Source organism: Pseudomonas sp. NFX183, from assembly GCF_047943075.1.
Taxonomy (GTDB): Bacteria; Pseudomonadota; Gammaproteobacteria; order Pseudomonadales; family Pseudomonadaceae; genus Aquipseudomonas.
In genome coordinates this window covers 1,666,187-1,690,484 of sequence record NZ_CP181333.1, presented here as the reverse complement: position 1 = coordinate 1,690,484, position 24,298 = coordinate 1,666,187, and the positions used below count along the sequence as shown (strand labels likewise).

The window sequence follows — 24,298 nt, the reverse complement described above, 5'->3', positions numbered from 1 at the left end:
TCTTCTTAATGTGATCGTTGAGCTCAGCGCACATGCACGTAAGTGCCCGGCGCCGCTTCCATCGGTGGGTAATTCTGGTTGCCCAGGGCGGTCAGGGTTTCGCGCTGCACGCCGGAGCGTTGTTGAATCCACTCCAGCCACTGCGGCCACCAGCTGCCTTCGACGTGGTGGGCGTCGTAGTACCAGGCACGCGGGTCGCTGCTCAGCTTGAGATTTTCGACGTAATTGGCCTTGGGGTTGCCCGGCGGGTTGAGGATGCTCTGCACGTGCCCGCTGTTGGACAGCACGAAGCGCCGCTCACCGCCCAGCAATTGCGTGGAGCGATACACCGCATCCCACGGCGTGATGTGGTCGTTGATGCCAGCCACGCTGAAGCTGTCCACCGTGACCTTCTGCAAATCGATAGGCGTGCCGCACACCTCCAGGCCACCGGGATGGCTCAACGGGTTGTGCTTGAAGAAGTCCAGCAAGTCGCCATGCAGCGCGGCAGGCAGGCGCGTGTTGTCGTTGTTCCAGTACAGGATGTCGAACGCCGGCGGCTCCTTGCCCAGCAGGTAATTGTTGATCCAGTAGTTCCAGATCAGGTCGTTGGGGCGCATCCAGGCAAACACCTTGGCCATGTCCCGGCCGTCGAGCACACCTTGCTGGTAGGAACGGCGCTTGGCGGCTTCCAGGGTCTGCTCATCGGCGAACAGAGTGGCGGGGCTGTCGATCTGGCTGTCCAGCAGGCTCACCAGGTAACTGGCGCTGGAGATGCGTCGCAACTGGCGCTTGGCTTGCAGATGGCCTTGCAGTGCGGCGATGGTCAGGCCACCCGCGCAGGCGCCCATCAGGTTGACTTCGCGGGCCCCGGTAATCGCGCGGCACACGTTCAGCGCTTCCTCCAGCGCGGCGACGTAGGTGGACAGGCCCCATTCACGGTGACGCACATCCGGGTTGCGCCAGCTGACCATAAACGTCTGCAGGCCGTTTTTCAGTGCGTACTGCACAAAGCTGTTGGCTGGGCTGAGGTCAAAAATGTAGTACTTGTTGATTTGCGGCGGCACGATCAGCAGCGGCTTGGCGTACTGTTTTTCGCTCATGGGTTTGTACTGGATCAGCTCCAGCAGCTCGTTGCGAAACACCACCGAGCCGGGTGTGGTCGCCACGGTCTTGCCGACTTCGAACGCATGCTTGCTGACCTGGCGGGGCAGGCCGTTGTTGTGCAGCAAATCATCAACCAGGTTGCTCACGCCGCGCACCACGCTGTTGCCGCCGGAGTTGAGCAGTTCCTTGACGGCCAATGGGTTGAGCAAGGTGTTGGAGGGCGACACCGCATCGTTGAGCAGCGAGAACGCAAAGTGCGCGCGGGCGCGATCGTCAGGGTTGAGGGTGCTGTCGTCGATCCAGTGGCGGGTTTGTTTCTGCCAGCTCAAATAGGCTTGCAGGCTGCGGCGGTACAACGGGTTGAGCTTCCAGGTCGGGTCAATGAAGCGCGCGTCGTTGGGGTTGGGCTCATGCACGGTTTCGCCCAGCAGCACGCGGCCCAGCTGACCACTCAGCGCCAGGGCGTGGCGCGCGGTGTGCACCGGGTTGCGCAAGCCGTGGGCGGCGACGCTGCGCAGGGTCGCCAGCAAATCCCGACCGCGCAGGCCGGTGATTGCATTTTGCGCGTTGATGAACACGGCAGGGGTGGGCGCCGGGTTCGTCACGGGTCTTTCTCGCATGAGCCAACACTCCTTCGTCAAGGCAACAACGGGCACGCCAATTCAGAACCATAGTCGGTTCTCGGCAAGTTGCGCGGCAGTGCGGTCCTTACACGGCCGGTCGCGGGTGAATCACGGCCCGCAGGCGCTCCTCTTCGAGAAACTTCATGATGATCGGCGCCACGGCTTCGGCCCGGGTGATCAGGAACAGGTGGCCGTCATCGATGATGTGCAACTGCGCGTTGGGAATCCGCCAGGCCAGCATGCGCATATTGATCAGCGGAATCAGCGGGTCGTCGTCGCCCGCCAGCACCAGCGTGGGTTGGCGGATCTTGTGCAGCCAGTGAATGCTGGTCCAGCCCAGCCCGGCGAACAGCTGCCAGTAATAGCCGAGCTTGCCGGCCGAGCGCACTTTGCTGGCGTGCTCGGCGGCCAGTTTCGCGTCACGCCGGAACGAGCCGCCATAAATCATCGGCGCGATGCGCACCACGTGGGATGGTTGGATATAGCGCCGTGGGCTTGCCATCAGCCACAGCACCTTGGGCTTGCCCGGCACCATAAATGCACCGGCAGCGGTGGCGGCGAGGATGAGTTTTTTGCAGCGCTCCGGGTAGTCATAGGCGAACTGCTGCGCGAGCGCGCCGCCCCAGGACACACCCACGGCATTCACTTGGCCGTAGTCGAGGTAATCGAGCATGCGCGCGGTGAGTTTGGCCAGGCCAGGAAAGCGATAGGGCCGACTCGGCGTCGAGGAACCACCGACGCCGGGCACATCGAAGGCGATCACTTCCAGGTCCGGGTCCAGCGCCTGGACGAACGGAAACACCAGCTCAAGGTTGGCGCCGATGCCGTTGAAAATCAGCAACGGCGTCAAGTGAGGCTTGCCCGGGCGTACCGCCGTGCGGATGGCTTGGCCATCCAGGTCGATGGTACGGAAGATGAACGGTTGCGGCATGGGCTTACCCTGCAAAATGGCGCTATTTCCCTGCGGGAACACGGTCAATGTGGGAGCTGGCTTGCCTGCGATGCAGGCGCTGCGGTGTATCAGGCCTACCGAGTGGATGCCATCGCAGGCAAGCCAGCTCCCACATTTGATCCCATTCCAGCCTACCTTTCGTGAACGTATGTACCCGGCGCCGCCTCAGCTGCGGCATAGGTTTTGTTACCCAAAATTGTCGGAGCTTTCTTCAACTTGCCCGCGCGCTCTGCCTGCCACACCTGCCAATGCAGCCACCACGAATCAGTATGTTTGGTCGCATTTTCCTGCCATTCCAGCGCCTTGCCCGCCAGGCCATCGCTGGTCTGGTAGCGCGCCTTGGGGTTGCCCGGTGGGTTGAGGATGCTCTGGATATGCCCACTGCTGGACAACACAAACTCGACCTTGCCGCCAAACAACTGCGCCGACTTGTAGCAGGATTGCCACGGCGTGATGTGGTCGTTGGTGCCGGCCAGGGAGTAGATGTCGGCGGTAACCTGCTTGAGGTCGATCGGCGTGCCGCACACTTCCAGAGCGTTGGCACGCACCAGCGGGTTGTTCTTGAACAGTTCGATCAGGTCGCCGTGAAAGGCGGCCGGCAAACGCGTGGTGTCGTTGTTCCAGAAGAGGATGTCGAACACCGGCGGCTCGTTGCCCAGCAGGTAGTTATTGACCCAGTAGTTCCAGATCAGGTCGTTGGGGCGCATCCAGGCGAAGACCTTGGCCATGTCGCGGCCCTCCAGCACGCCGGCCTGGTAGGAGTGGCGCTTGGCTGCCTCCAGGGTCTGTTCGTCGACGAACAGCGCTACCTGGGTGTCCAGCGTGGTGTCCAGCACGCTCACCAGCAAGGTCAGGGCGTTGACCTTCTTCTCCCCCAGCGCCGCGTAGTGGCCCAGCAGTGCGGTGCAGGTGATACCGCCGGAGCAGGCGCCGAGCATGTTGATGTCTTTGCTGCCGGTAATCGCCGTGACCACATCGACCGCTTCCTTGAGCGCCTCGATATAGGTCGACAGGCCCCACTCGCGCTGGGCCTTGGTCGGGTTGCGCCAGCTGACGATAAACGTCTGCTGGCCATTACGCAGGCAGAAGCGCGCCAGGCTCTTTTCCGGGCTCAGGTCGAATACATAGAATTTGTTGATCTGCGGCGGCACCACCAGCAGTGGGCGCTCGTGCACCTGTTCGGTGATCGGCTTGTACTGGATCAGCTCCAGCACGTCGTTGCGAAAGACCACGGCGCCTTCGGTGGTGCCCAGGGTCTTGCCCACTTCGAAGGCACCCATGTTGACCTGGCTCGGCATGCCGCCGTTGTGCACCATGTCCTTGGCCAGATGGGACAAGCCATCGAGCAGGCTTTTGCCGCCGGTTTCAAAGAAGCGTTTGACCGCCGCCGGGTTGGCCGCGCTGTTGGTGGGGGCCATGGCTTCGGTCATCAGGTTGATCACAAAGTGGCCGCGGCTGATGTCTTGATCCGACAGGTTGCTGTCGCCGATCCAGTCGTGCAGTTCCTTGCGCCACGCCAGGTAGGTTTGCAGGTAGCGTTTGTAGAGCGGGTTCTGGCTCCACGCCGGGTCGTTGAAGCGACGGTCATCGCCTTCAGGCACAAGCGCGGATTTGCCGAACATCACGTTCTTCAACTCGACACCGAAATGCGCGACGTGTTTGACGCTGTGTAACGGTTGCTTGATGGCTTGGGTCAGCACCATCTTCGCCGAAGCGAGTAAGTCCTTTTTTCGTAACGCGATGATCGGGTTCAGCCCCAGGGTGTTTTCAGAGGCCTGGCGTTTCAAGTCATCGTTATTCTTGTTACTCATCTACGACGCTCCATTGTCCGAAAGACGAGTACCGGCGATTGCTGCGCACCCAATTTCGATACACGACACCAGCCTGGTACTGCGACTCGGGTGACCGTTGATACCGCATCGTCAAATGCAGGGAACTTGCCAGTTCCATTGGTTACCCGAGTTTAATTTTTTTCGCAAGCGGGCCAATCGTTGACCACGCGACAGGGCATTCAAGCAGATGAAATTAGAAAATGCCCTCTAAAGAGCAAGACGCCTGAGTTAGAGCATCAGCCGCACGACCGACTCGCTCGGGTCGCGGGTTTTGCCGGCTGCTTTGAGCTCAGCAAGATAGTCGGCCCACAGGGCTTCCTGGCGCACGGCCAACTGGTAGAGGTAGTCCCAGGTGAACAGTCCGCTGTCATGGCCGTCGTCGAAGGTCAATTTCAGTGCGTACTGACCGGCCGGTTCTATCTTGATCAGCCTGACGTTGATCTTGCCGAATTGCAGGATGGGTTTGCCGTGGCCCTGGACCTCGGCGGAAGGCGAGTGGGTGCGCAATAGTTCGGCGGGGAGCTGGTAGACCTCGTCGGGCCCGTAGGTGAGGCCGAGGGTGTTGGAGGTTTTGTGCAGGTTTACAGCAGTAGGAAATTTCGACATTGATAATAATCCTGAAGAAACCGGCTCAAAAATGTGGGAGGGCTTCTGTGGGAGCCGGGCTTGCCCGCGATGCAGGCACCTCGGTGTTTCAGAAACACTGAGGTGATGCTATCGCAGGCAAGCCAGCTCCCACAAAAGCCAGGCTCCTACATACGCCTTTTTCTAAAAGGCTTACAGGATATAACGAGACAGGTCTTCGTTCTGCGCCAATTCGCCCAGGTGGCTGTTGACGTAGTCGGCGTCGATCTTGATCGCTTCGCCATTCTGCGCACCGGCCATGTCGCCAGCGCTGAAGGACACTTCCTCGAGCAGGCGCTCAAGCAAGGTGTGCAGACGACGCGCACCGATGTTCTCGGTCTTCTCGTTAACCTGCCAGGCAATCTCTGCCAGGCGCTTGATCCCGTCCGGCAGGAACTCGATCGCCAAGCCTTCGGTTTTCAGCAGCTCACGGTACTGCTCGGTAAGCGAGGCATGCGGCTCGCTGAGGATGCGTTCGAAGTCGCCCGGGGTCAGCGCCTTGAGTTCCACACGAATCGGCAGACGGCCCTGCAGCTCCGGCACCAGATCGCTTGGCTTGCTCAGGTGGAACGCACCGGAGGCGATAAACAGGATGTGGTCGGTCTTGACCATCCCCAGCTTGGTGTTCACGGTGCAGCCTTCGATCAGCGGCAGCAGGTCACGCTGCACGCCTTCGCGGGACACGTCGACGCCACCAGAGTTACCGCGCTTGGCCACCTTGTCGATCTCGTCGATAAACACGATGCCGTGCTGCTCGACCGCTTCCAGCGCCTTGGCCTTGAGTTCTTCCTCATTCACCAGGCGCCCGGCTTCCTCGTCGCGCACCAGTTTCAGCGCTTCTTTCACCTTGAGCTTGCGGCTTTTCTTCTTGCCCTTGCCCATGTTGGCGAACAGGTTCTGCAGCTGGCTGGTCATTTCTTCCATGCCAGGTGGTGCGGAAATATCCACGCCAGACACTTCGGCGACTTCGATCTCGATTTCCTTGTCGTCCAGCTGGCCTTCACGCAGGCGCTTGCGGAACAGCTGACGGGTATTGGAATCGGACGACGGCGCGGCATCTTCGTTAAAGCCCATGCGTGCCGGTGGCAGCAGGGCGTCGAGGATGCGTTCTTCGGCGGCGTCTTCGGCGCGGTGGCTGACTTTGGTCATTTCCTGTTCGCGCAGCAACTTCAGGGCGGCGTCGGCCAAGTCACGGATGATCGACTCGACGTCGCGGCCCACATAGCCCACTTCGGTGAACTTGGTGGCTTCGACCTTGATGAACGGGGCGTTGGCCAGTTTGGCCAGGCGCCGGGCGATTTCGGTTTTACCGACGCCGGTCGGGCCGATCATCAGGATGTTCTTCGGCGTTACTTCAACGCGCAATTCTTCCGGCAATTGCATCCGGCGCCAGCGGTTACGCAGCGCAATGGCAACGGCGCGCTTGGCATCGTCCTGGCCGATGATATGGCGGTTAAGTTCATGGACGATTTCGCGGGGAGTCATGGACATAGTGTTTGGCGGCCTCAAGCGGGAATAAGCCTACGGCTTACTCGGCGAGGTCCTGCTCCTCAATGGTGAAGTTGTGGTTGGTGAACACGCAGATGTCGCCGGCAATGCCCAAGGCAGTCTCGACGATTTCACGGGCCGACAGGTCGGTTTTCTTCAGCAAGGCGCTGGCGGCCGCTTGGGCATAACCACCGCCGGAACCCATGGCGATCAGGCCATGTTCAGGCTCAACCACATCGCCATTACCGGTGATGATCAAGGACGCGTCTTTGTTGGCGACGGCCAACATGGCTTCCAGGCGGCTGAGGGAGCGGTCGGTGCGCCATTCTTTGGCGAGTTCGACAGCGGCGCGAACGAGGTGGCCCTGGTGTTTTTCCAGCTGGCCCTCGAAACGCTCGAAGAGGGTGAAGGCGTCGGCGGTAGCGCCGGCAAAGCCCGCGAGAACCTGCCCGTGGTATAGACGACGCACCTTTTTGGCGTTGCCTTTCATCACGGTGTTGCCAAGGGAAACCTGGCCGTCGCCGCCCATGACGACTTTGCCGTGGCGACGTACTGAAACGATGGTGGTCAAGGGGAGAGTCTCCACGCAGCGGGGCGAAAATGCCCTGATGGAATCTCATATGGGGGTGGCGGGAGGGATTTCAACCGTAGAGGGTTATGGCGGACGGGCGGTGTTTATAGGTCTTACACCTTCTCAAGCGCACCGCAAAACCAAATGTGGGAGGGGGCTTGCCCCCGATGGCGGTGCATCAGTCGCCAAAAATAGTGACTGATCTACCGCTATCGGGGGCAAGTCCCCTCCCACATTTTGATCCGCGTTGACTCTGAATCAGCGGCTCTGGCGTTGTTGTAACAACAGGTTGCTAAACCCTGCGCCGGCCAGTTGCTTCTGCGCTACGGTCAGCTGTTCACGGTTGCTGAACGGCCCCACCAGCACGCGATACCAGGTCGCATCCTTCACCGTGCCGGACTCCACTGTCACCGCCTGGCCCAGCAGGATGATCTGCGCACGCACGCGATCCGCGTCCGCCTGTTTCGGGAACGAGCCCGCTTGCAGGAAGAACTTGGTCACCGGCGCAGCCTTGGTGGTGGCCACGGGCGGCGGTGGCGGCGGGGTGATCCCGGCCAGCGCAGCTTGCGCCCGCGCGGTATCGATTTTCGCCGCTTCCGCTGGCGTCACCGGCGTGGTCGGCACTTGCGGCGTCGGCAGGGTTTTTTCCGGCACGGCGTCGGGCGGCACAATCACTTCCGATTCCGGCAGCAGCGTGTAGAAGTCGTATTTCGGCTTCACCGGTGCAGTCGGGCTTGGCGCCGTCTTGTTGGCTTCGGCCATTTTCGTGGCCTTCTGCTGCTCTTGCTTGACGCGCTTGACGTCATCGCCCTTGCCCGGCTCCAGCTTCATCAGGATCACGACGAACGCACCGACCGCCAGGCCGATGGCCATCCACAACCAGCCCGGAATAGGCTTCTTTGCCGGGGCTTGATAGCGGCTGGCGCCGCGCTTGGGTGCAGGTTTTTTCTTGGCAGCCAACTTACATACGCTCCAGGGTTTCCAGGCCTAACAGTTCCAGGCCTTGCTTGAGGGTCCGTCCAGCCAGTGCGGCGAGGCGCAGGCGACTTTGCTTTTGGGCTTCGTCGTCGGCGGTGAGGATCGGGCAGTTCTCGTAGAAGCTGGAGAACAGGCCGGCGACTTCGTACAAATAGGTGCACAGGATATGTGGCGTGCCTTTCTCACCGACGCTGTTCAGCACTTCGCCGAATTGCGCCAGTTTGGCCGCCAGTTCCTGTTCATGCGCGGCATCCAGCACGATCTGGCCTTCAACTTCGCTGAAGTCCTTGCCCAGCTTGCGGAACACACCGGCGACGCGAGTGTAGGCGTACAGCAGGTACGGCGCGGTGTTGCCTTCAAAGTTGAGCATCAGTTCGAAGTTGAAGCTGTAGTCGCTGGTGCGGTGCTTGGACAGGTCGGCGTATTTCACCGCGCCAATGCCCACCACGCGGGCGATGTTGCGCAGCTCGGCTTCGGCCAGTTCCGGGTTCTTTTCCTTCACCAGGTTGTAGGCACGTTCCTGGGCTTCGTTCAGCAGGTCGATCAGCTTCACGGTGCCGCCGTCGCGGGTCTTGAACGGGCGGCCATCGGCGCCGTTCATGGTGCCGAAGCCCATGTGTTCCATGTGCATCGGGTGGGTGACGAAACCCGCGCGGCGTGCCACTTCAAACACCTGCTGGAAGTGCAGGGCCTGGCGCTGGTCGACGAAATACAGCGCGCGGTCGGCCTTGAGCACGCCGCTGCGGTAGCGCACGGCCGCCAGGTCGGTGGTGGCGTAGAGGTAGCCGCCATCGGCCTTGACGATGATCACCGGCAGCGGCTCGCCGTCGGCGGTCTTGAATTCTTCGAGGAACACGCATTGTGCGCCGTTGCTCTCGACCAGCAGGCCTTTGGCCTTGAGGTCGTTGACCACGTTGATCAGGTCGTCGTTGTAGGCGCTTTCGCCCATCACGTCGGCCATGGTCAGTTTTACGTTGAGCAGCTCGTAGATTTCCTGGCAGTGCGACAGCGAGATCTCGCGGAAGCGGCCCCACAACGCCAGGCATTCCTCGTCACCGGCTTGCAGCTTGACCACCAGGCCACGGGCGCGGTCGGCGAATTCTTCGGATTCGTCGAAACGCTTTTTGGCGGCGCGGTAGAAGTTTTCCAGGTCGGCCAGCTCGTTGCTGGTGATCGGGTTTTCCTGCAGGTAGGCCATCAGCATGCCGAACTGGGTGCCCCAGTCGCCCACGTGGTTCTGACGGATCACGGTGTCGCCGAGGAACTCCAGCACCCGCGCCACGCCGTCGCCGATGATGGTCGAACGCAAGTGGCCGACGTGCATCTCTTTGGCCAGGTTGGGTGCCGACAGGTCGATGGCCACGCGCTGCAGCGGGCCGGCCTTGCGCACGCCGATCCTGGCATCGGCCAGGGCGGCGTCCAGGCGCGAGGCCAGGGCCTGGGTGTTCTGGAAGAAGTTGATGAAGCCTGGGCCGGCGATTTCGGCCTTGGTGACGCTGTCGTCAGCCGGCAGCGCGGCAATGATTTTTTCCGCCAGGTCGCGCGGTTTCATGCCCGCAGGCTTGGACAGCATCATCGCGATGTTGCTGGCGAAGTCACCGTGGGTCTTGTCGCGGGTGTTTTCCACCTGGATCGCCGGCGTCAGGCCTTCAGGCAACACACCTTCGTTGACGAGTTGGGTGAGGGCTTGTTGGATCAGCTGGCGAATGGTGTCTTTCATGGTGTTCTCTTTCGACCGCAAGCGGCGGCGCGCGATGCGCAGGTGGAAAAACTGGGCATTATCCGCGGCGAGGGCGGGCTTGCCAACCGTTCAGACCAGATGGCGGACCTGCGGGCCTCATCGCGGGCAAGCCCGCTCCCACATTTAAAGGTGTTCACATTTCAAATGTGGGCGCTGGCTTGCCTGTGATCAATACAGGTCTACCGGGTCCACATCCAACGACCATCGCACCTGGCGGCCACTGGGCATTTGCTCCAGAGCAAGCAGCCAGCTACTTAATAGCCGATGCAGGGGCGCGCGGGACGTTGCCTGCAAGAGTAGCTGAGCGCGATAACGCCCGGCGCGGCGTTCCATGGGCGCAGGCACCGGGCCGAGCAATTCGATGCCGGTCAGACCCAACTCGCCGAGCAAACGTTCGGCGGCGCTGCACGCCTCATCCAGAAAACCTTCCGCCTGCCCCGGTTTATGGGCTTCGGCCCGCAACAGTGCAAGGTGTGAGAAGGGCGGCAAGCCGGCAGAGCGGCGTTCGCTCAGTGCCTGTTCGGCGAAGGCGAAGTAGCCTTGTTCTGTCAGCTGGATCAGCAGCGGATGGTCGGCCAGGTGCGTCTGGATAATCACTTTGCCCGGTTCTTCAGCGCGCCCGGCGCGGCCTGCGACCTGCACGATCAGCTGCGCCATGCGCTCGCTGGCGCGGAAATCACCAGAGAACAGGCCGCCGTCGGCATCCAGGATCGACACCAGCGTCACCCGTGGAAAGTGGTGCCCTTTGGCAAGCATCTGTGTGCCGATCAGGATGCACGGCTGGCCTTTCTGGATGGTCGCGAACAGCTGGTTCATCGCGTCTTTGCGCGAGGTGCTGTCGCGGTCGACCCGCAGCACCGGGTAGTCCGGAAACAGAATGCCCAGGCGCTCTTCGGCGCGCTCGGTGCCCGCGCCCACTGGGCGCAAATCCACTTTGCCGCACTGCGGGCAGTGGCGCGGCACCCGCTCCACATGGCCGCAGTGATGGCAGCGCAGCTCGCCGTGGCGCTGGTGCACGGTCATGCGCGCATCGCAGCGCTCGCACTCGGACATCCAGCCGCAGTCATGGCACAGCAACGTCGGCGCAAACCCTCGGCGGTTGAGAAACACCAGCACTTGCTGGCCGGCGGCGAGGGTCTGGCCGATGGCTTGCTGCATCGGCCCGGAAATGCCGCTGTCCAGTGGACGGCTTTTTACATCCAGGCGTAGGAAGCGCGGTTGCTTGGCGCCGCCTGCACGCTCATTCAGGCGCAGCAGCCCGTAACGGCCGGTGTAGGCGTTGTGCAGGCTTTCCAGGGACGGCGTGGCCGAGCCCAGCACAATCGGGATGTCTTCCTGGCGTGCGCGCACCAGCGCCAGGTCGCGGGCGTGGTAGCGCAGGCCTTCCTGCTGTTTATAGGAGCCGTCGTGCTCCTCGTCGATGATGATCAGCCCGGGGTTCTTCATCGGCGTGAACAGCGCCGAGCGGGTGCCGATAATAATGTCGGCTTCGCCGTCCCGCGCGGCCAGCCAGGACTCCAGGCGCTCGCGGTCGTTGACCGCCGAATGCACCAGGGCGATGCGCGCGTTGAAGCGCTGCTCGAAACGCGCCAGGGTTTGCGGGCCCAGGTTGATCTCGGGGATCAGCACCAGCGCCTGCTTGCCGGCCTGCAGGGTTTCGCGGATGAGCTGCAGATAGACTTCGGTCTTGCCGCTGCCCGTCACGCCCGCCAGCAGGAACGCGTGGAAGCTGTCGAAGCCTGCGCGAATCGCTTCATAAGCAGCACGTTGCTCGATGTTCAGCGGCAGTTCGGGCTGGGCCAGCCAGTGTTCGTGGCGTGGGTCGGGGGCGTGCTTGCGGATTTCCACCTGCACCAAGCCCTTGGCCAGCAGCAGGTCGAGGCTGTCCTTGCTCAGCATCAGCTTGCTCAATAGCTGATGCGCCACGCCGTGGGGATGCTGCGCCAGCGTGGCCAGGGCTTCACGCTGGCGCGGCGCGCGTGCGATGCGCGGGTCATCGAGGCGCGCGCCGGGCACCATCGACCAGAAGCGCTCCTGGCGTGCCTCGGCCAGCTCGCCCTGACGCAGCAGCACCGGCAGCGCCCAGCTCAAGGTATCGCCCAAACTGTGCTGATAATACTGGGCGGTCCACAGGCACAGCTTGAACAGGGCCGGTGGCAGCGGCGCAGTGGCGTCGAGGATCGCGATGGCCGGCTTGAGCTTTTCTGCGGGTACTTCGCTGTGGTCGGCGACTTCCACCAGAATGCCGATCATTTCCCGGCGCCCGAACGGCACGCGCACGCGCATGCCTGGCTGCAACTGCGCCCGCAGCACGCCGGCGGGGGCTCGGTAGTCGAACAGACGGCGCAGGGGCGAGGGCAGGGCTAGGCGCAAAATGGCGTCGGGCACGCGGGGAGTCTCATATATAGGCAGGCGGTGGCGCAGGGGCGGGAGCCTAGCAGACCTGCGGTAGAGGTGTCCTGTCTCTACTGCACGAGGCAGCGCTTCTGTGGGCGCTGGGCCTTTTGTGGCGAGCAGGCTTGCCCTGCGTTGGGGCGCGCAGCGGCCCCGATGCCCGCAGCAAGTTCCAACTGCAAAATCGCACTAGCCTTATTGGGGCTGCTTCGCGTCCCAGCGCAGGGCAAGCCTGCTCGCCACAACACCACCCGGCTCCCATATTGATCGTGGTGTGTCGGGGGTTTTTCTGATGAAAGGGGCTTATATGTGGGCAATCGGCCGGAAGCGCCGCTTGCGCGTTTAAAAAGGTCTGGTAGAATCCGCGGCCTAATTACGTGCGGTATTCGACAATAGTGTCGAGTGGCGGCACGCTAGCCCGAGGAAGTCACCATGAAAGCCGATATCCATCCAGCGTACGAAACCATCGAAGTAACCTGCAGCTGCGGCAACAAGTTCGAAACACGTTCGAACCTGTGCAAGCCACTGGGTACTGACGTATGCAACGAGTGCCACCCGTTCTACACCGGTAAGCAGAAAACTCTGGACACCGGCGGCCGTGTACAGCGCTTCGCAGATCGCTTTGGTGCTTTCGGCAAGAAGCCTGCTACTCCAGCAGAGTAAGGCTCAAAAGCCCTTCGGGTTTTTGTCAGCTGTTGAAGAAGGCGTCCTTTGGGACGCCTTTTTTGTGCCTGCAATTTGGTCGCGCGTGATTCAAATCAATTTTAATAAAAAAATTGTAGACATTTTTCAATGCGATTGTGAACAGTTGAGCCCTTGTATCCCGTGGCTCTTGGCCAAAAGTCGTAGCGCAGGGCCCTTGACACCTGTGACTGCCCAGTCTTGTAGGGACTTTGCGACACGCGTATCCTCGGCGGTCCGTCGACCAACAGTAAAAGCGGAATGCCGATATGTCTGATTTGAAAACTGCCGCTCTCGAATATCATGCCCATCCTCGTCCAGGAAAGCTGAGTGTAGAGCTCACCAAAGCCACTGCCACCGCCCGCGACCTGTCGCTGGCCTACAGCCCTGGCGTTGCCGAGCCCGTACGTGAAATCGCCCGCGACCCTGAACTGGCGTACAAGTACACCGGCAAAGGCAACCTGGTTGCAGTGATTTCCGATGGCACCGCGATTCTCGGCCTGGGCAACCTTGGCCCATTGGCGTCCAAGCCAGTCATGGAAGGTAAAGGCGTGCTGTTCAAGCGCTTTGCCGGCATCGACGTTTTCGACATCGAAGTCGATTCCGAAAGCCCGCAGGCTTTCATCGACACCGTAAAGCGCATTTCCATCACGTTCGGTGGCATCAACCTGGAAGACATCAAGGCACCTGAGTGCTTCGAGATCGAAAAGGCCCTGATCGAGCAGTGCGACATTCCGGTATTCCACGATGACCAGCACGGCACCGCGATCGTTACCGCGGCCGGCATGATCAACGCCCTGGAAATCGCCGGCAAAACCCTGGCTGACGCGCAAATCGTCTGCCTGGGTGCCGGCGCTGCAGCCATCTCCTGCATGAAATTGCTGGTGAGCATGGGCGCCAAGCTGGAAAACATCTTCATGGTCGACAGCAAGGGCGTTGTTCAGTCCGAGCGTACCGACCTGAACCAGTACAAGGCGATGTTTGCCCACGCCACCGACAAGCGCACTCTGGCTGACGCCCTTGACGGTGCAGACGTGTTCGTCGGCCTGTCTGGCCCGAACCTGCTGAGCGCCGAAGGCCTCAAGTCGATGGCGGCCAACCCTATCGTGTTCGCCTGCTCCAACCCTGATCCGGAAATCTCCCCGGAACTGGCCCACGCCACCCGTAACGACGTGATCATGGCCACTGGCCGTTCGGACTACCCGAACCAGGTCAACAACGTACTGGGCTTCCCGTTCATCTTCCGTGGTGCCCTGGACGTTCGCGCCAAGCGCATCAACGAAGAGATGAAAGTGGCTGCGGCCAATGCTCTGCGTGAACTGGCCAAATTGCCGGTGCCTCAGGATGTATGCGATGCGTACGGTGGTGCTCCACTGGCGTTCGGCCGTGAGTACATCATCCCTAAACCAATGGATAAGCGCCTGATCACCCTGATCTCCGATGCCGTGGCCAAAGCCGCCATCGAGACCGGTGTGGCGACCCTGCCGTATCCGAAGCACTACCCGCTGCAAAGCGTGGATGATGTGTTCAACGGCTAAGTCGTTGTAGCGCCCCAACAAAAAGCCCCGGCTCTTGCGAGTCGGGGCTTTTTATTACCTGCGATTTAACTGGAGCTGTTTAGACATCCAAATGTGGGAGGGGGCTTGCCCCCTCCCACATGTTGCACCTCATCAGCTTGAGGTCGCGATCAGAACAAATCGATCGGCGCCCCTTCATCCGCCGGCAGCGGGCTGCCCGGCGCAACGCCATTGCCCAGTTCGTTGACCGACGGCGGCGTGTCTTCGCTCTTGAACAGCTCGAAGTACGCGTTCGGCGTGCTTGGCGAAGCCGCACGGCCACTCACCGGGTCAATTCGCAGGCTGAGAATGCCTTCAGGCTCAGGCTGGGTGTGCAGCGGCTTGTCCTTCAAGGCCGCGCCCATGTAGCTCATCCAGATCGGCAGCGCGACGGTGCCACCAAACTCGCGGCGACCCAGGCTTTCCGGCTGGTCGTAGCCGGTCCACACAGTGGTCACGTAGTCGGCGTTGTAGCCGGAGAACCAGGCGTCCTTGGAGTCGTTGGTGGTACCGGTCTTGCCGGCGATGTCCGCACGGCCCAGCGCCAGGGCGCGACGGCCGGTGCCTTTCTTGATCACGTCTTCCAGGATGCTGTTGAGGATATACGTGGTGCGGCCATCCACTACGCGTTCAGCGACTGCTGGCGTTTGTGGCTCGTTCGCGGCGGCGGTGTTCGGTGTGGCTGGCGCTGCGTCCGGTGTCGGCTCGATGGTGATGCCGCCGTTGCTCGGCGCCGCGATGCCATCAGGCGCCGCCACGCCGTTGACCACGTCACCCGGCACGCGCGGAGGGTTGGCGGTAAACAGGGTGTCGCCATTGCGGCTTTCGATCTTGTCGATCAGGTACGGTGAGATCTTGTAGCCGCCGTTGGCAAAGGTGCTCCAGCCCGTGGCGATCTCCATCGGCGTGAGAGTCGCGGTGCCCAGCGCCAGGGACAGGTTGGGCGGCAGGTCCGACTTGTTGAAGCCGAAACGCGTCATGTAGTCGATGGTTTTGCCCACGCCCATTGCCTGCAGCAGGCGGATCGACACCAGGTTACGCGACTTGTACAGCGCCTCGCGGATGCGGATCGGGCCGAGGAAGGTGTTGGTGTCGTTCTTCGGGCGCCAGACCTTGTCCAGGTACTCGTCGACAAACACGATCGGGGCGTCGTTGACCAGGCTGGCGGCGGTGTAGCCGTTATCCAGTGCGGCGCTGTAGACGAACGGCTTGAAGCTCGAGCCCGGCTGGCGCTTGGCCTGGATGGCACGGTTGTAGTTGCTCTGCTCGAAGGCAAAACCGCCGACCAGGGCACGGATCGCACCGTTCTGCGGGTCCAGGGACACCAGCGCGCCTTGGGCCACAGGGACCTGGCTGAATTTCAGGCTGTCGTCTTTCTGGCGTTGCACGCGGATCAAATCACCCACCTGCGCCACGTCCGACGGCTGCTTGGGCATCGGGCCCATGCTGTTGGTGTTCAGGAAGGGGCGTGCCCACTTCATACTGTCCCACGCCACATGCGCTTCGCCGGAGCGGGTCAGCACCTGCACGCCATCTTTCTTCACTTGGGTGACGATGGCGGGCTCCAGGCCGCTGATCGGGCGCTGTTTGCCCAGTTCAGTGGTCCAGGCGCTCAACGTCTTGCCTGGCAGGCGGGATTCGGGACCGCGGTAGCCGTGGCGCTGGTCATAGGTGACAAGGCCATCGCGTACCGCGTTGTTGGCAATTTCCTGCAAGTTGCTGGGAACGGTCGTGGTCACGCGGAAGCCTTCGGTGTAGGCCTCGCTGCCGTAACGGCCGACCATCTCGGCGCGCGCCATTTCAGCGATGTACGGTGCGTTCACCTCCGGCGTCGGCACGTGGTAGCTGGCATTCAGCGGTTCGGCCACGGCGCTTTCATAGGCGGCCTGGTCGATCTTGCCCAGCTTGTACATGCGGCCGAGGATCCAGTCGCGGCGCTCTTTGCTGCGCGCCGGGTTGGCCAGCGGGTTAAAGCGCGATGGGGCCTTGGGCAGGCCGGCAATCATTGCCATTTGCGCCAGGCTGGCGTCACGAATCGACTTGCCGTAGTAGACCTGCGACGCCGCCTCGATCCCGTAGGCGCGGTTGCCCAGGTAGATCTTGTTGACGTACAGCTCAAGGATCTCGTCCTTGGTCAGCTGGCGTTCGATCTGCAGGGCCAGCAGGATTTCAGTGGCCTTGCGCGAAAAACTGCGCTCGCTGGTGAGGAAGAAGTTCTTCGCCACCTGCATGGTGATGGTGCTGCCACCGGATTGAATGTGTCCGCTTTTTACCAGCTGGGTAGCCGCACGCACCAGACTGCTGGGGTCAACGCCGTAGTGATTGGCGAAATTATCGTCTTCTGCCGACAGCAGGGCATTGATGAAATTGGGTGGAATGTCGGCGAAACGGATCGGTGTGCGGCGCATCTCGCCGAACTCCGCGATCAGTTTTTCGTCGCTGCTGTAGACCCGCAAAGGAATCTGCAACTGGATACTTCTGAGTGCCTCTACGGAAGGCAAACCCGGACTAAGGTAGAGGTAGGCACCGCTGAGTACGAGCAGCAGCCCGCAGACAATCGCGACAATGGAGTACCCGAAAAACTTCAGCAGACGAATCAAGGCTTTTGGATTTCCAGAGAAAAGAATGAGTTAGGCGTCGGGGCATGCATGGCAAACGATGGATCGACCCGAGCAGCAGATAAATAGCGGGAAAAAACGCTGGGCATTAAAGCATTTTTCGGCTTGGGGCGTCATTCACGCCACTCAAACAAGTCGACCGAATGCACGATGGCCGGCGGCAATCAGGCGGTATGACAGGCAAAGTTTTGGGGAGTTTTATGAGAAAAGGATTTTTCAGGCGCAAAACCGACACCCTGCTGGGCGTCGACATCAATGACACGGGCATCAAGCTGATAGAACTGGGCCATTCGGCCGCGGGTTACCGGGTGCAGGGCTACAGCACCCAGGTGTTGCCGCCGAATGCGATGGTCGACGGCACCTTGTTGGACCTTGAAGAGGCAGGGCGAGCCTTGCACCTGGCGTTATCCCGGCTGCGTACGTCTGCTCGGCAGGCGGCCGTCGCTGTAGCGGGCCCTTCGGTCATCACGCGGGTCATCGACATGGAGGCCGGGCTCAGTGATGAAGAGATGGTCTGGAAGATCCAGATGGAGGCCGATCAGTACATTCCTTACCCGCTGGATGATGTAGCCATCGATTTTCAGGTGCGCGGCCCCTCGGCCCAGGATCCGGCCCGGGTCGAGGTTTTACTGGCTGCCTGCCTGAGGGAGCAGGTCGAGGCGCGCACTGCGGTTTTGGCCCTGGCGGGGCTCGTGACACGGGTGGTGGATGTCGAAGGGTTTGCATTGGAGCGCGCTTGCAGTCAGGATTTCGCCAGCTTCACGCCGGGTCATCAAGTCGATGGCACACAATGGGCCGTGGATGCCCACGGGATGGGAATTGCTTGCGGGTTGGCCCTGAGGAGTTTCGCTTGATGACAAGAATCAACCTTTTGCCCTGGCGCCAAGCCCTGGCGGACCGGCGTCGCAAATACTTTCTGATGTTTTTGCTGGCGTTCGCCTGTGCGGCCTTCGCGGCGTTATGGCTGGCGGACCAGGTGATTGACCAGGCCATCGACCGGCAGGGCGCACGCAATAACCACCTGAGCAAAGAAGTGACTGTCGTCGATTCGCGCATCAAGACCATCGGCGACTTGCAGGAGCAAAGCCAGCAACTGGCCGCGCGCATGAAAGTCGTGCAGGACCTGCATGATGCCCGCTCTTCCAGCGCGCAGATGTTTGATCAACTGGCCCGCGCGGTGCCCGAGGGTGTCCATCTGCATGAAGTGGTGGCGAACGGCGACACCATCAGTGTCAGCGGCAGTGCCGAGTCCAGCCAGGACATTGCTCAGCTGATGCGCCGCCTGGAAGCTTCGCAGGGCACCCACGCCACTCGGCTGCAGCATGTGCGGGCAGAGGGCGAGCGGGGCGGTAACGAATTCCAATTGATGGTGCGCCAGGGGGAATCCACCGAGGCTCAGCCTTGAGCCTGCCCAGGCTCGACTTTTCCACGTTCTCTCACAACGCTTCGAAATGGCCCTTGCCGGGCAAGCTTCTGCTGGGCTGTGCGCTGGCAGGCTTGGTGCTGGCGGTGGGCGATAGCGTTTATTTGAGCCCGTCACGCGAGCGTTTGCACGAGTGGGAGGCGCAGGAAAAGGTCTTAAAACAGCTGCTCGTGCAGAAGGTCGATCTGGCCACCCGCCTTGAGGGCAGCGCCCACCCGGCTCAGGTGATGCAGGAAAAAACCGATGGGGGCTTAGGGCAGTTGTCTGGCGCACCTGACATGCCAGCCCTGCTGGATGAAATGGCGCGGCTGGTGGCTGCCAACGGCGTGGTGGTTGAAGGTGTCACGGTGCTGGACGAGCAAACTCGGCCGTTTTACATCGAGGAGCCGGTGCAGGTCGATGTGTTTGGGGCTTACCACGACCTGGCTACCTTCGTGAGTGCGTTGGGCGGCTTGTCTCGGATTGTTACCGTGCATGACATCACGCTTCGTTCTGAAGGGTCGTTGCTGCGCCTTGGCATGTTGGTGAAGACCTACCGGAGCACGTCGCTGCGCGGCGAACCTGACTCGGTTTTCGAGTCGGCGCCAGCATTTGTCTACGACGCATTTTCCCTGCGTGACCCGTTCCAGCCGGTCGCATTGCAGGTTAATCACCTGCCCGGACGCCCGGTGCTGGCGCCTGACCTTGCCCGGGTCCGCGGCGCCCTGGAAAAGGTCGCCATCGACCAGTTCGAGATGGTCGGTACGCTGTCCCGTGGGGAGCAGAGCTTTGCGCTGTTGCGTGTGGCCTCCACGGTGCACCGGCTGGCCGTTGGCGACTACCTGGGGCCGAACCACGGCAAGGTCACGGCCATTCATGACGGCTACATCGAACTGGCAGAGCTGTTCCCCGATAAACAGGGCGCGTGGCTGGAGCGCCCGCGAACCCTCGTGTTGAAACTCAACTCATAACGGAATCAAACAATGAAATGGACTTTCTCGTCCTTCGGTGTGGCGCTATGGATAGCGTTCACGGCACCGACGGCATTCGCTGTGCCCACTCGTGTGGACCTGATCCAGCTGCCGCCGCCTGGCAGCGCGGCGCCAGGCACCTACCACGGCGCCAAGCTGAACCTCAACTTCCAGAACATCGATGTACGTGCGGTATTGCAGCAGATTGCCGATGTCGCCGGGCTCAACCTGGTTGCCAGCGATGAAGTGCAAGGCTCCATCACCTTGCGGCTCAAGGACGTGCCCTGGGACCAGGCGCTGGACCTGGTATTGCAGACCAAAGGGCTGGATAAGCGGGTGAAGGCCGGCGTTTTGCTGGTGGCACCTGCCGATGAGCTGGCTGCGCGTGAATTGCTCACGCTGGAATCGCGCAGGCAGATGGCTGAGCTGGCGCCTTTGCGCCGGGAGCTGTTGCAGGTCAACTACGCCAAGGCGGCGGACCTGGCCAAGCTGTTCCAGTCGGTGACAGGCCTTGAAGGCGCCGGCGATGAGCGCGGTTCCGTGGCAGTGGATGACCGCACCAATAACATCATTGCCTACCAGACTGGCGAGCGCCTCGAAGAGCTGCGCCGGATTGTGGCGCAACTGGACGTCCCGGTGCGCCAAGTGATGATCGAGGCACGGATCGTCGAGGCCAATGTTGATTACGACAAAAGCCTCGGCGTGCGCTGGGGAGGGCGACTCAACCTTGCCAATTTGGGCGCTGGGGGCATCAGCAAACCCTTGGCCGCCGGTGCCGAGCCACCGCAGAACCCTGTCAGTTCGCCATTTGTCGACATGGGAGCGCTCACCGGTACATCGGGCTTGGGCATCGCCTATATCACCAACAACCTGCTGCTGGACCTTGAACTGACGGCCATGGAGAAAACCGGCAACGGCGAAATCGTCTCACAGCCCAAGGTGGTCACTTCCGACAAGGAAACGGCACGGATCCTCAAGGGCACCGAGATTCCCTATCAGGAATCCAGCTCCAGTGGCGCCACCTCAGTGTCGTTCAAGGAAGCTTCGCTATCGCTGGAGGTGACCCCGCAAATCACCCCTGATGGCTGGGTGATCATGGAGGTCAAGGTCACCAAGGATGAGCCCGACTACCTGAACAAGCTCAACGACGTGCCGCCGATCACGAAAAACGAAGTCAACGCCAAGGTGCTGGTCAAGGATGGCGAGACCATCGTCATCGGTGGCGTTTTCTCCAACACCCAAAGCAAAGTGGTAGATAAAGTGCCATTTTTAGGCGATGTGCCGTATCTTGGCCGCCTTTTCCGGCGCGATGTGATGGCGGAAAGAAAATCCGAGCTGCTGGTATTCCTGACTCCGCGTATTATGAATAACCAGGCGATTGCTGTGAGTCGTTGATTCTGTGCGAAATTTGATTCTTGTAGGACCGATGGGGGCTGGAAAAAGCACCATCGGCCGTTTGCTGGCCAAAGAGCTGCGCCTGCCATTCAAAGATTCCGACAAGGAAATTGAATTGCGCACGGGCGCCAATATCCCATGGATCTTCGATAAAGAAGGCGAACTGGGCTTTCGCGACCGCGAGCAGGCGATGATTGCCGAGCTGTGCGGTTGCGACGGCTTGGTATTGGCCACCGGCGGCGGCGCTGTCATGCGCGATGAAAACCGCCGGGCGCTGCATGCCGGTGGGCGCGTGGTCTACCTGCATGCGTCAGTCGAGCAGCAAGTGGGTCGCACCGCCCGCGACCGGAATCGCCCATTGTTGCGCACCGCTGACCCGGCAAAAACCCTGCGGGATTTGCTGGCGCTGCGCGATCCGCTGTATCGGGAAATTGCCGATCTGGTGGTGGAAACCGATGAGCGGCCGCCGCGAATGGTCGTTCTCGACATTCTCGAGCGTTTACAGCAGCTGCCACCCCGTTAAAGCCAGACCCGAAATGCGCTATTCTCGGCGGCGCGCTAACAGCCTTCGAGGTGTGGCGTAGAGCCATCAGGCAGCGTCAGATCCGAGCGTTGCCGATCGTATATCCATCTTCACGCGGGGACACATGCAGACACTTAAGGTCGATCTAGGCGAGCGCAGCTACCCAATCCATATTGGCGAGGGTTTGTTGGACCTGCCCGAGTTGCTCGCCCCGCATATTGCCGGTCGGCAAGTGGCGATCATCTCCAATGAAACGGTCGCGCCGCTGTATCTTGAGCGCCTGAGCCGCAGCCTTGCGGCGTACTCGGTGATTTCGGTGATCCTGCCTGACGGCGAGGCCCACAAGAACTGGGAAACCCTGCAACTGATCTTTGATGGCCTGCTGACTGCGCGTCATGACCGCCGGACCACGGTAGTCGCCCTGGGCGGCGGTGTGATCGGCGACATGGCCGGCTTTGCGGCGGCCTGCTACCAGCGCGGCGTGGACTTTATCCAGGTGCCGACCACCTTGTTGTCCCAAGTCGATTCGTCGGTAGGTGGCAAGACCGGCATCAACCACCCGCTGGGCAAGAACATGGTGGGTGCGTTCTATCAGCCCCAGGCCGTGCTGATCGACACCGCGACGCTGAACACGTTGCCACCGCGCGAGCTGTCGGCGGGCCTGGCGGAAGTCATCAAGTACGGGCTGATCTGCGACGAGCCGTTCCTGACCTGGCTTGAGGAGCATATGGACGCCCTGCGCGCTCTGGATCAAGTGGCACTTACCGAGGCGATTTCCCGCTCCTGCGCCGCCAAGGCGCTGGTGGTGAATGCCGACGAGCGGGAGTCCGGCGTACGCGCCACTTTGAACCTGGGTCACACCTTCGGCCATGCGATCGAAACGCACATGGGCTATGGTGTGTGGTTGCATGGGGAAGCCGTCGCAGCTGGCACAGTGATGGCGTTGGAGATGTCGCAACGCCTGGGCTGGATCAGTGCCCAGGAGCGGGATCGGGGTATTGACCTGTTCCAGCGCGCCGGTTTGCCGGTAGTTCCTCCTGAGGAGATGACCGAGGCGGATTTCCTCGAACATATGGCAATAGACAAGAAAGTGATCGACGGTCGCCTACGACTGGTGCTGCTGCGCCACATGGGCGAAGCGGTAGTGACCGACGATTATCCGAAAGAGATTTTACAGGCCACGCTGGGAGCGGATTACCGCGCCCTGGCCCAGCTTAAAGGTTAATAAGATCCCGATGACTAGTTTGCATGCCGACGAGGCGTTCCTCGGCCATTACCAGTTAAGCCACGACCCTTTTGCTCCGCGGGTACCTGGCTTCAAATTTTTCCCTGCCCAGCGCAAGCCGGTGCTTGGCCAGTTGCACCATCTGGCGCGCTACAGCCAGCTGTTGCTGGTGGTCACCGGGCCGTTGGGCAGCGGCAAGACCCTGCTGCGCCAGGCACTGGTCGCCAGCACCAACAAGCAATCGGTACAGAGCGTGGTGGTGTCGGCCCGCGGTGCCGGTGACGCGGCGGGCGTATTGCGCCAAGTGGCCCAGGCGCTGAACGTGTCCAATGCCGAGCCGAACGCGATCCTCAAGCAAGTGGTGCAGTTGGGCCTGACCGGCCAGGAAGTCTACTTGCTGGTCGACGACGCCGAGCAGCTCGACGAATCCGCCCTGGAAGCGCTGTTGGCGCTGGCTGCGGGTACGCCTGAAGGCCGCCCGCACGTGTTCCTGTTTGGCGAGTCGTCGTTGATCGCCGATCTGGAACAGATCAGCGGTGATCAGGAGCTGTTTCACGTCATCGAATTGCAGCCGTACGAAGAGGAAGAAACCCGCGAATACCTGGCGCAACGCCTTGAGGGCGCCGGGGCCGGTATCGAACTTTTCTCCGCTGCGCAGATCTCTGATATTCACGAAAGCTCCGACGGCTGGCCTGGCACCATCAACCAGGTTGCCCGGGATGCCTTGATCGAAGCCATGATTGCAAGCCGCTCTGCGGTTAAGCGTCCAAAGATGGGGTTTACTATGCCTAAGAAGCACGTATTGGCTATTTCCGCCGTTGTCGTGGTCGCTGTCGCCGCCGCCTGGTTGATCCCTGGCCGTAGCAAGGCGCCCACCACCGCCGGCGCGCCAACCGAACAGGCGCAGTTGCCACTGGGCAAGCCCACACCAAACGTCGAATTCGCCAACTCCGGCCAACCGACCAACCTGCCGATGGTTGGCCAGCCGGTAATGCGTGGCCCGCTCGCCGAAGAAGCCGGTGGCATTTCCGAAGGCGACGACGGTGTGCCGGTGGAGGGCTCCAGCGCCACGCCGCCGACCGTGACCACTACCGCGCCGCCTGCGGGCGTGCCGGCCGGTCAGCCGGCAGCTCCGGTTGCCAAGCCGACCCCTGCACCGACTGTCGCCACCGCCAAGCCAGCGCCAGCGCCGGTGACCAAGCCTGTTGCACCGGCGCCAGCCGCCAAGCCAGCGCCGGCACCGGCTGCCAAGCCTGCCGAGAAACCTGCGGCGACCGTCGCCAAGGCAGGCGGCGCCGGCAGCAGCTGGTACACCAGCCAGCCAACCGGCAACTTCGTGGTGCAGATCCTCGGCACCAGCTCCGAAGCCAACGCTCAGGCGTTCGTGAAAGAGCAGGGCGGTGAGTACCGTTATTTCAAGAAAGTGCTCAACGGCAAGCCTCTCTACGTGATCACCTACGGCAACTTCTCCAGCCGTGCAGCAGCTGAATCCGCTATCAAGGCCTTGCCAGCGAAGGTTCAGGCTGGTAAACCTTGGCCTCGCACTGTCGCCAGCGTCCAACAGGAACTGGCAACAACTCGCTGAAGATTCGGCGGCCTTACCCAGGCCGCCTCTCCCGGCACCTCAAAAAACTACAA

General features: G+C 61.5%; 18 protein-coding genes and 1 pseudogene. 9 read left to right on the top strand and 10 right to left on the bottom strand.

The window, feature by feature from the left end; translation table 11 throughout:
• Window positions 1–23 precede the first annotated feature (23 nt).
• From phaC (ACM530_RS07905) to ACM530_RS07865, 9 genes are all read right to left on the bottom strand, one after another.
• On the bottom strand, window positions 24–1,706 hold the full coding sequence (phaC, locus tag ACM530_RS07905; RefSeq protein WP_262207982.1) for a class II poly(R)-hydroxyalkanoic acid synthase: 1,683 nt from the start codon (window positions 1,704–1,706) through the stop codon (window positions 24–26).
• Between the two features lie 88 nt (window positions 1,707–1,794).
• Window positions 1,795–2,640 (bottom strand): poly(3-hydroxyalkanoate) depolymerase, encoded by an 846-nt coding sequence (gene phaZ, locus ACM530_RS07900; RefSeq protein ID WP_106577519.1) that lies wholly within the window; start codon window positions 2,638–2,640, stop codon window positions 1,795–1,797.
• A 152-nt stretch (window positions 2,641–2,792) separates the two neighbouring features.
• Window positions 2,793–4,472 (bottom strand): class II poly(R)-hydroxyalkanoic acid synthase, encoded by a 1,680-nt coding sequence (gene phaC / locus ACM530_RS07895; RefSeq protein ID WP_242198795.1) that lies wholly within the window; start codon window positions 4,470–4,472, stop codon window positions 2,793–2,795.
• Window positions 4,473–4,721: 249 nt separating this feature from the next.
• Entirely contained in the window at window positions 4,722–5,099 is a 378-nt protein-coding gene (locus ACM530_RS07890) for a gamma-butyrobetaine hydroxylase-like domain-containing protein (RefSeq protein WP_416364544.1), read from the bottom strand.
• A gap of 171 nt (window positions 5,100–5,270) precedes the next feature.
• Entirely contained in the window at window positions 5,271–6,608 is a 1,338-nt protein-coding gene (gene hslU / locus ACM530_RS07885; RefSeq protein ID WP_076018085.1) for an ATP-dependent protease ATPase subunit HslU, read from the bottom strand.
• Window positions 6,609–6,645: 37 nt separating this feature from the next.
• Window positions 6,646–7,176: an ATP-dependent protease subunit HslV gene (gene hslV / locus ACM530_RS07880; protein ID WP_010563201.1), complete on the bottom strand. Its 531-nt coding sequence runs from the start codon at window positions 7,174–7,176 to the stop codon at window positions 6,646–6,648.
• Between the two features lie 258 nt (window positions 7,177–7,434).
• Window positions 7,435–8,136: an SPOR domain-containing protein gene (locus ACM530_RS07875; protein WP_053253947.1), complete on the bottom strand. Its 702-nt coding sequence runs from the start codon at window positions 8,134–8,136 to the stop codon at window positions 7,435–7,437.
• 1 nt (window position 8,137) lies between these two features.
• The gene (gene argS, locus ACM530_RS07870) at window positions 8,138–9,874 is read right to left on the bottom strand and encodes an arginine--tRNA ligase (protein ID WP_242198799.1); all 1,737 of its coding nucleotides are present in this window, start codon (window positions 9,872–9,874) and stop codon (window positions 8,138–8,140) included.
• 189 nt (window positions 9,875–10,063) lie between these two features.
• On the bottom strand, window positions 10,064–12,283 hold the full coding sequence (locus tag ACM530_RS07865) for a primosomal protein N' (RefSeq protein WP_416364543.1): 2,220 nt from the start codon (window positions 12,281–12,283) through the stop codon (window positions 10,064–10,066).
• A gap of 438 nt (window positions 12,284–12,721) precedes the next feature.
• Here ACM530_RS07865 and rpmE point away from each other — a divergent pair, with 438 nt between their 5' ends.
• Both rpmE and ACM530_RS07855 read left to right on the top strand, forming a co-directional pair.
• Entirely contained in the window at window positions 12,722–12,952 is a 231-nt protein-coding gene (gene rpmE / locus ACM530_RS07860; RefSeq protein WP_049710411.1) for a 50S ribosomal protein L31, read from the top strand.
• Window positions 12,953–13,239: 287 nt separating this feature from the next.
• On the top strand, window positions 13,240–14,508 hold the full coding sequence (locus ACM530_RS07855) for a malic enzyme-like NAD(P)-binding protein (RefSeq protein WP_056860619.1): 1,269 nt from the start codon (window positions 13,240–13,242) through the stop codon (window positions 14,506–14,508).
• A gap of 149 nt (window positions 14,509–14,657) precedes the next feature.
• Here ACM530_RS07855 and ACM530_RS07850 read toward each other — a convergent pair whose 3' ends face one another.
• A complete protein-coding gene (locus tag ACM530_RS07850; RefSeq protein ID WP_416365083.1) occupies window positions 14,658–17,123 on the bottom strand; it encodes a penicillin-binding protein 1A in 2,466 nt (821 codons plus the stop codon).
• A 221-nt stretch (window positions 17,124–17,344) separates the two neighbouring features.
• On the opposite strand from ACM530_RS07850, the gene pilM reads away from it, so the two are divergent.
• The 7 genes and pseudogenes from pilM to ACM530_RS07815 all read left to right on the top strand — a co-directional run bounded on the left by pilM (window position 17,345) and on the right by ACM530_RS07815 (window position 24,245).
• Entirely contained in the window at window positions 17,345–17,998 is a 654-nt protein-coding gene (gene pilM / locus ACM530_RS07845; protein WP_145159979.1) for a type IV pilus assembly protein PilM, read from the top strand.
• Window positions 17,998–18,549, top strand: coding sequence for a PilN domain-containing protein (locus ACM530_RS07840; RefSeq protein WP_106577526.1), 552 nt, complete (start codon window positions 17,998–18,000; stop codon window positions 18,547–18,549). Before pilM ends, ACM530_RS07840 begins: the two co-directional genes overlap by 1 nt.
• Window positions 18,546–19,517, top strand: coding sequence for a pilus assembly protein PilP (locus tag ACM530_RS07835; protein ID WP_242198803.1), 972 nt, complete (start codon window positions 18,546–18,548; stop codon window positions 19,515–19,517). The genes ACM530_RS07840 and ACM530_RS07835 overlap by 4 nt, the downstream gene beginning before the upstream one ends.
• 141 nt (window positions 19,518–19,658) lie before the next feature.
• A pseudogene (locus ACM530_RS07830) lies at window positions 19,659–20,912 on the top strand (type IV pilus secretin PilQ); the annotation flags it as partial.
• 4 nt (window positions 20,913–20,916) lie between these two features.
• Window positions 20,917–21,435: a shikimate kinase AroK gene (gene aroK / locus ACM530_RS07825; protein ID WP_145159987.1), complete on the top strand. Its 519-nt coding sequence runs from the start codon at window positions 20,917–20,919 to the stop codon at window positions 21,433–21,435.
• A gap of 124 nt (window positions 21,436–21,559) precedes the next feature.
• Window positions 21,560–22,660, top strand: a complete 1,101-nt coding sequence (gene aroB / locus ACM530_RS07820) for a 3-dehydroquinate synthase (RefSeq protein WP_416364542.1) — start codon at window positions 21,560–21,562, stop codon at window positions 22,658–22,660.
• Between the two features lie 10 nt (window positions 22,661–22,670).
• Window positions 22,671–24,245: an SPOR domain-containing protein gene (locus ACM530_RS07815; RefSeq protein WP_369301627.1), complete on the top strand. Its 1,575-nt coding sequence runs from the start codon at window positions 22,671–22,673 to the stop codon at window positions 24,243–24,245.
• Window positions 24,246–24,298 lie beyond the last annotated feature (53 nt).

What these genes read in the sequence shown, in the direction of transcription:
- ACM530_RS07890 (WP_416364544.1), bottom strand. Translation starts at nt 5,099, where the DNA reads ATGTCGAAATTTCCTACTGCTGTAAACCTGCACAAAACCTCCAACACC.
- argS (WP_242198799.1), bottom strand. Translation starts at nt 9,874, where the DNA reads ATGAAAGACACCATTCGCCAGCTGATCCAACAAGCCCTCACCCAACTC.
- phaC (WP_242198795.1), bottom strand. Translation starts at nt 4,472, where the DNA reads ATGAGTAACAAGAATAACGATGACTTGAAACGCCAGGCCTCTGAAAAC.
- aroB (WP_416364542.1), top strand. Translation starts at nt 21,560, where the DNA reads ATGCAGACACTTAAGGTCGATCTAGGCGAGCGCAGCTACCCAATCCAT.
- ACM530_RS07855 (WP_056860619.1), top strand. Translation starts at nt 13,240, where the DNA reads ATGTCTGATTTGAAAACTGCCGCTCTCGAATATCATGCCCATCCTCGT.
- hslU (WP_076018085.1), bottom strand. Translation starts at nt 6,608, where the DNA reads ATGTCCATGACTCCCCGCGAAATCGTCCATGAACTTAACCGCCATATC.
- pilM (WP_145159979.1), top strand. Translation starts at nt 17,345, where the DNA reads ATGAGAAAAGGATTTTTCAGGCGCAAAACCGACACCCTGCTGGGCGTC.
- phaC (WP_262207982.1), bottom strand. Translation starts at nt 1,706, where the DNA reads ATGCGAGAAAGACCCGTGACGAACCCGGCGCCCACCCCTGCCGTGTTC.
- ACM530_RS07840 (WP_106577526.1), top strand. Translation starts at nt 17,998, where the DNA reads ATGACAAGAATCAACCTTTTGCCCTGGCGCCAAGCCCTGGCGGACCGG.
- ACM530_RS07815 (WP_369301627.1), top strand. Translation starts at nt 22,671, where the DNA reads ATGACTAGTTTGCATGCCGACGAGGCGTTCCTCGGCCATTACCAGTTA.
- phaZ (WP_106577519.1), bottom strand. Translation starts at nt 2,640, where the DNA reads ATGCCGCAACCGTTCATCTTCCGTACCATCGACCTGGATGGCCAAGCC.
- rpmE (WP_049710411.1), top strand. Translation starts at nt 12,722, where the DNA reads ATGAAAGCCGATATCCATCCAGCGTACGAAACCATCGAAGTAACCTGC.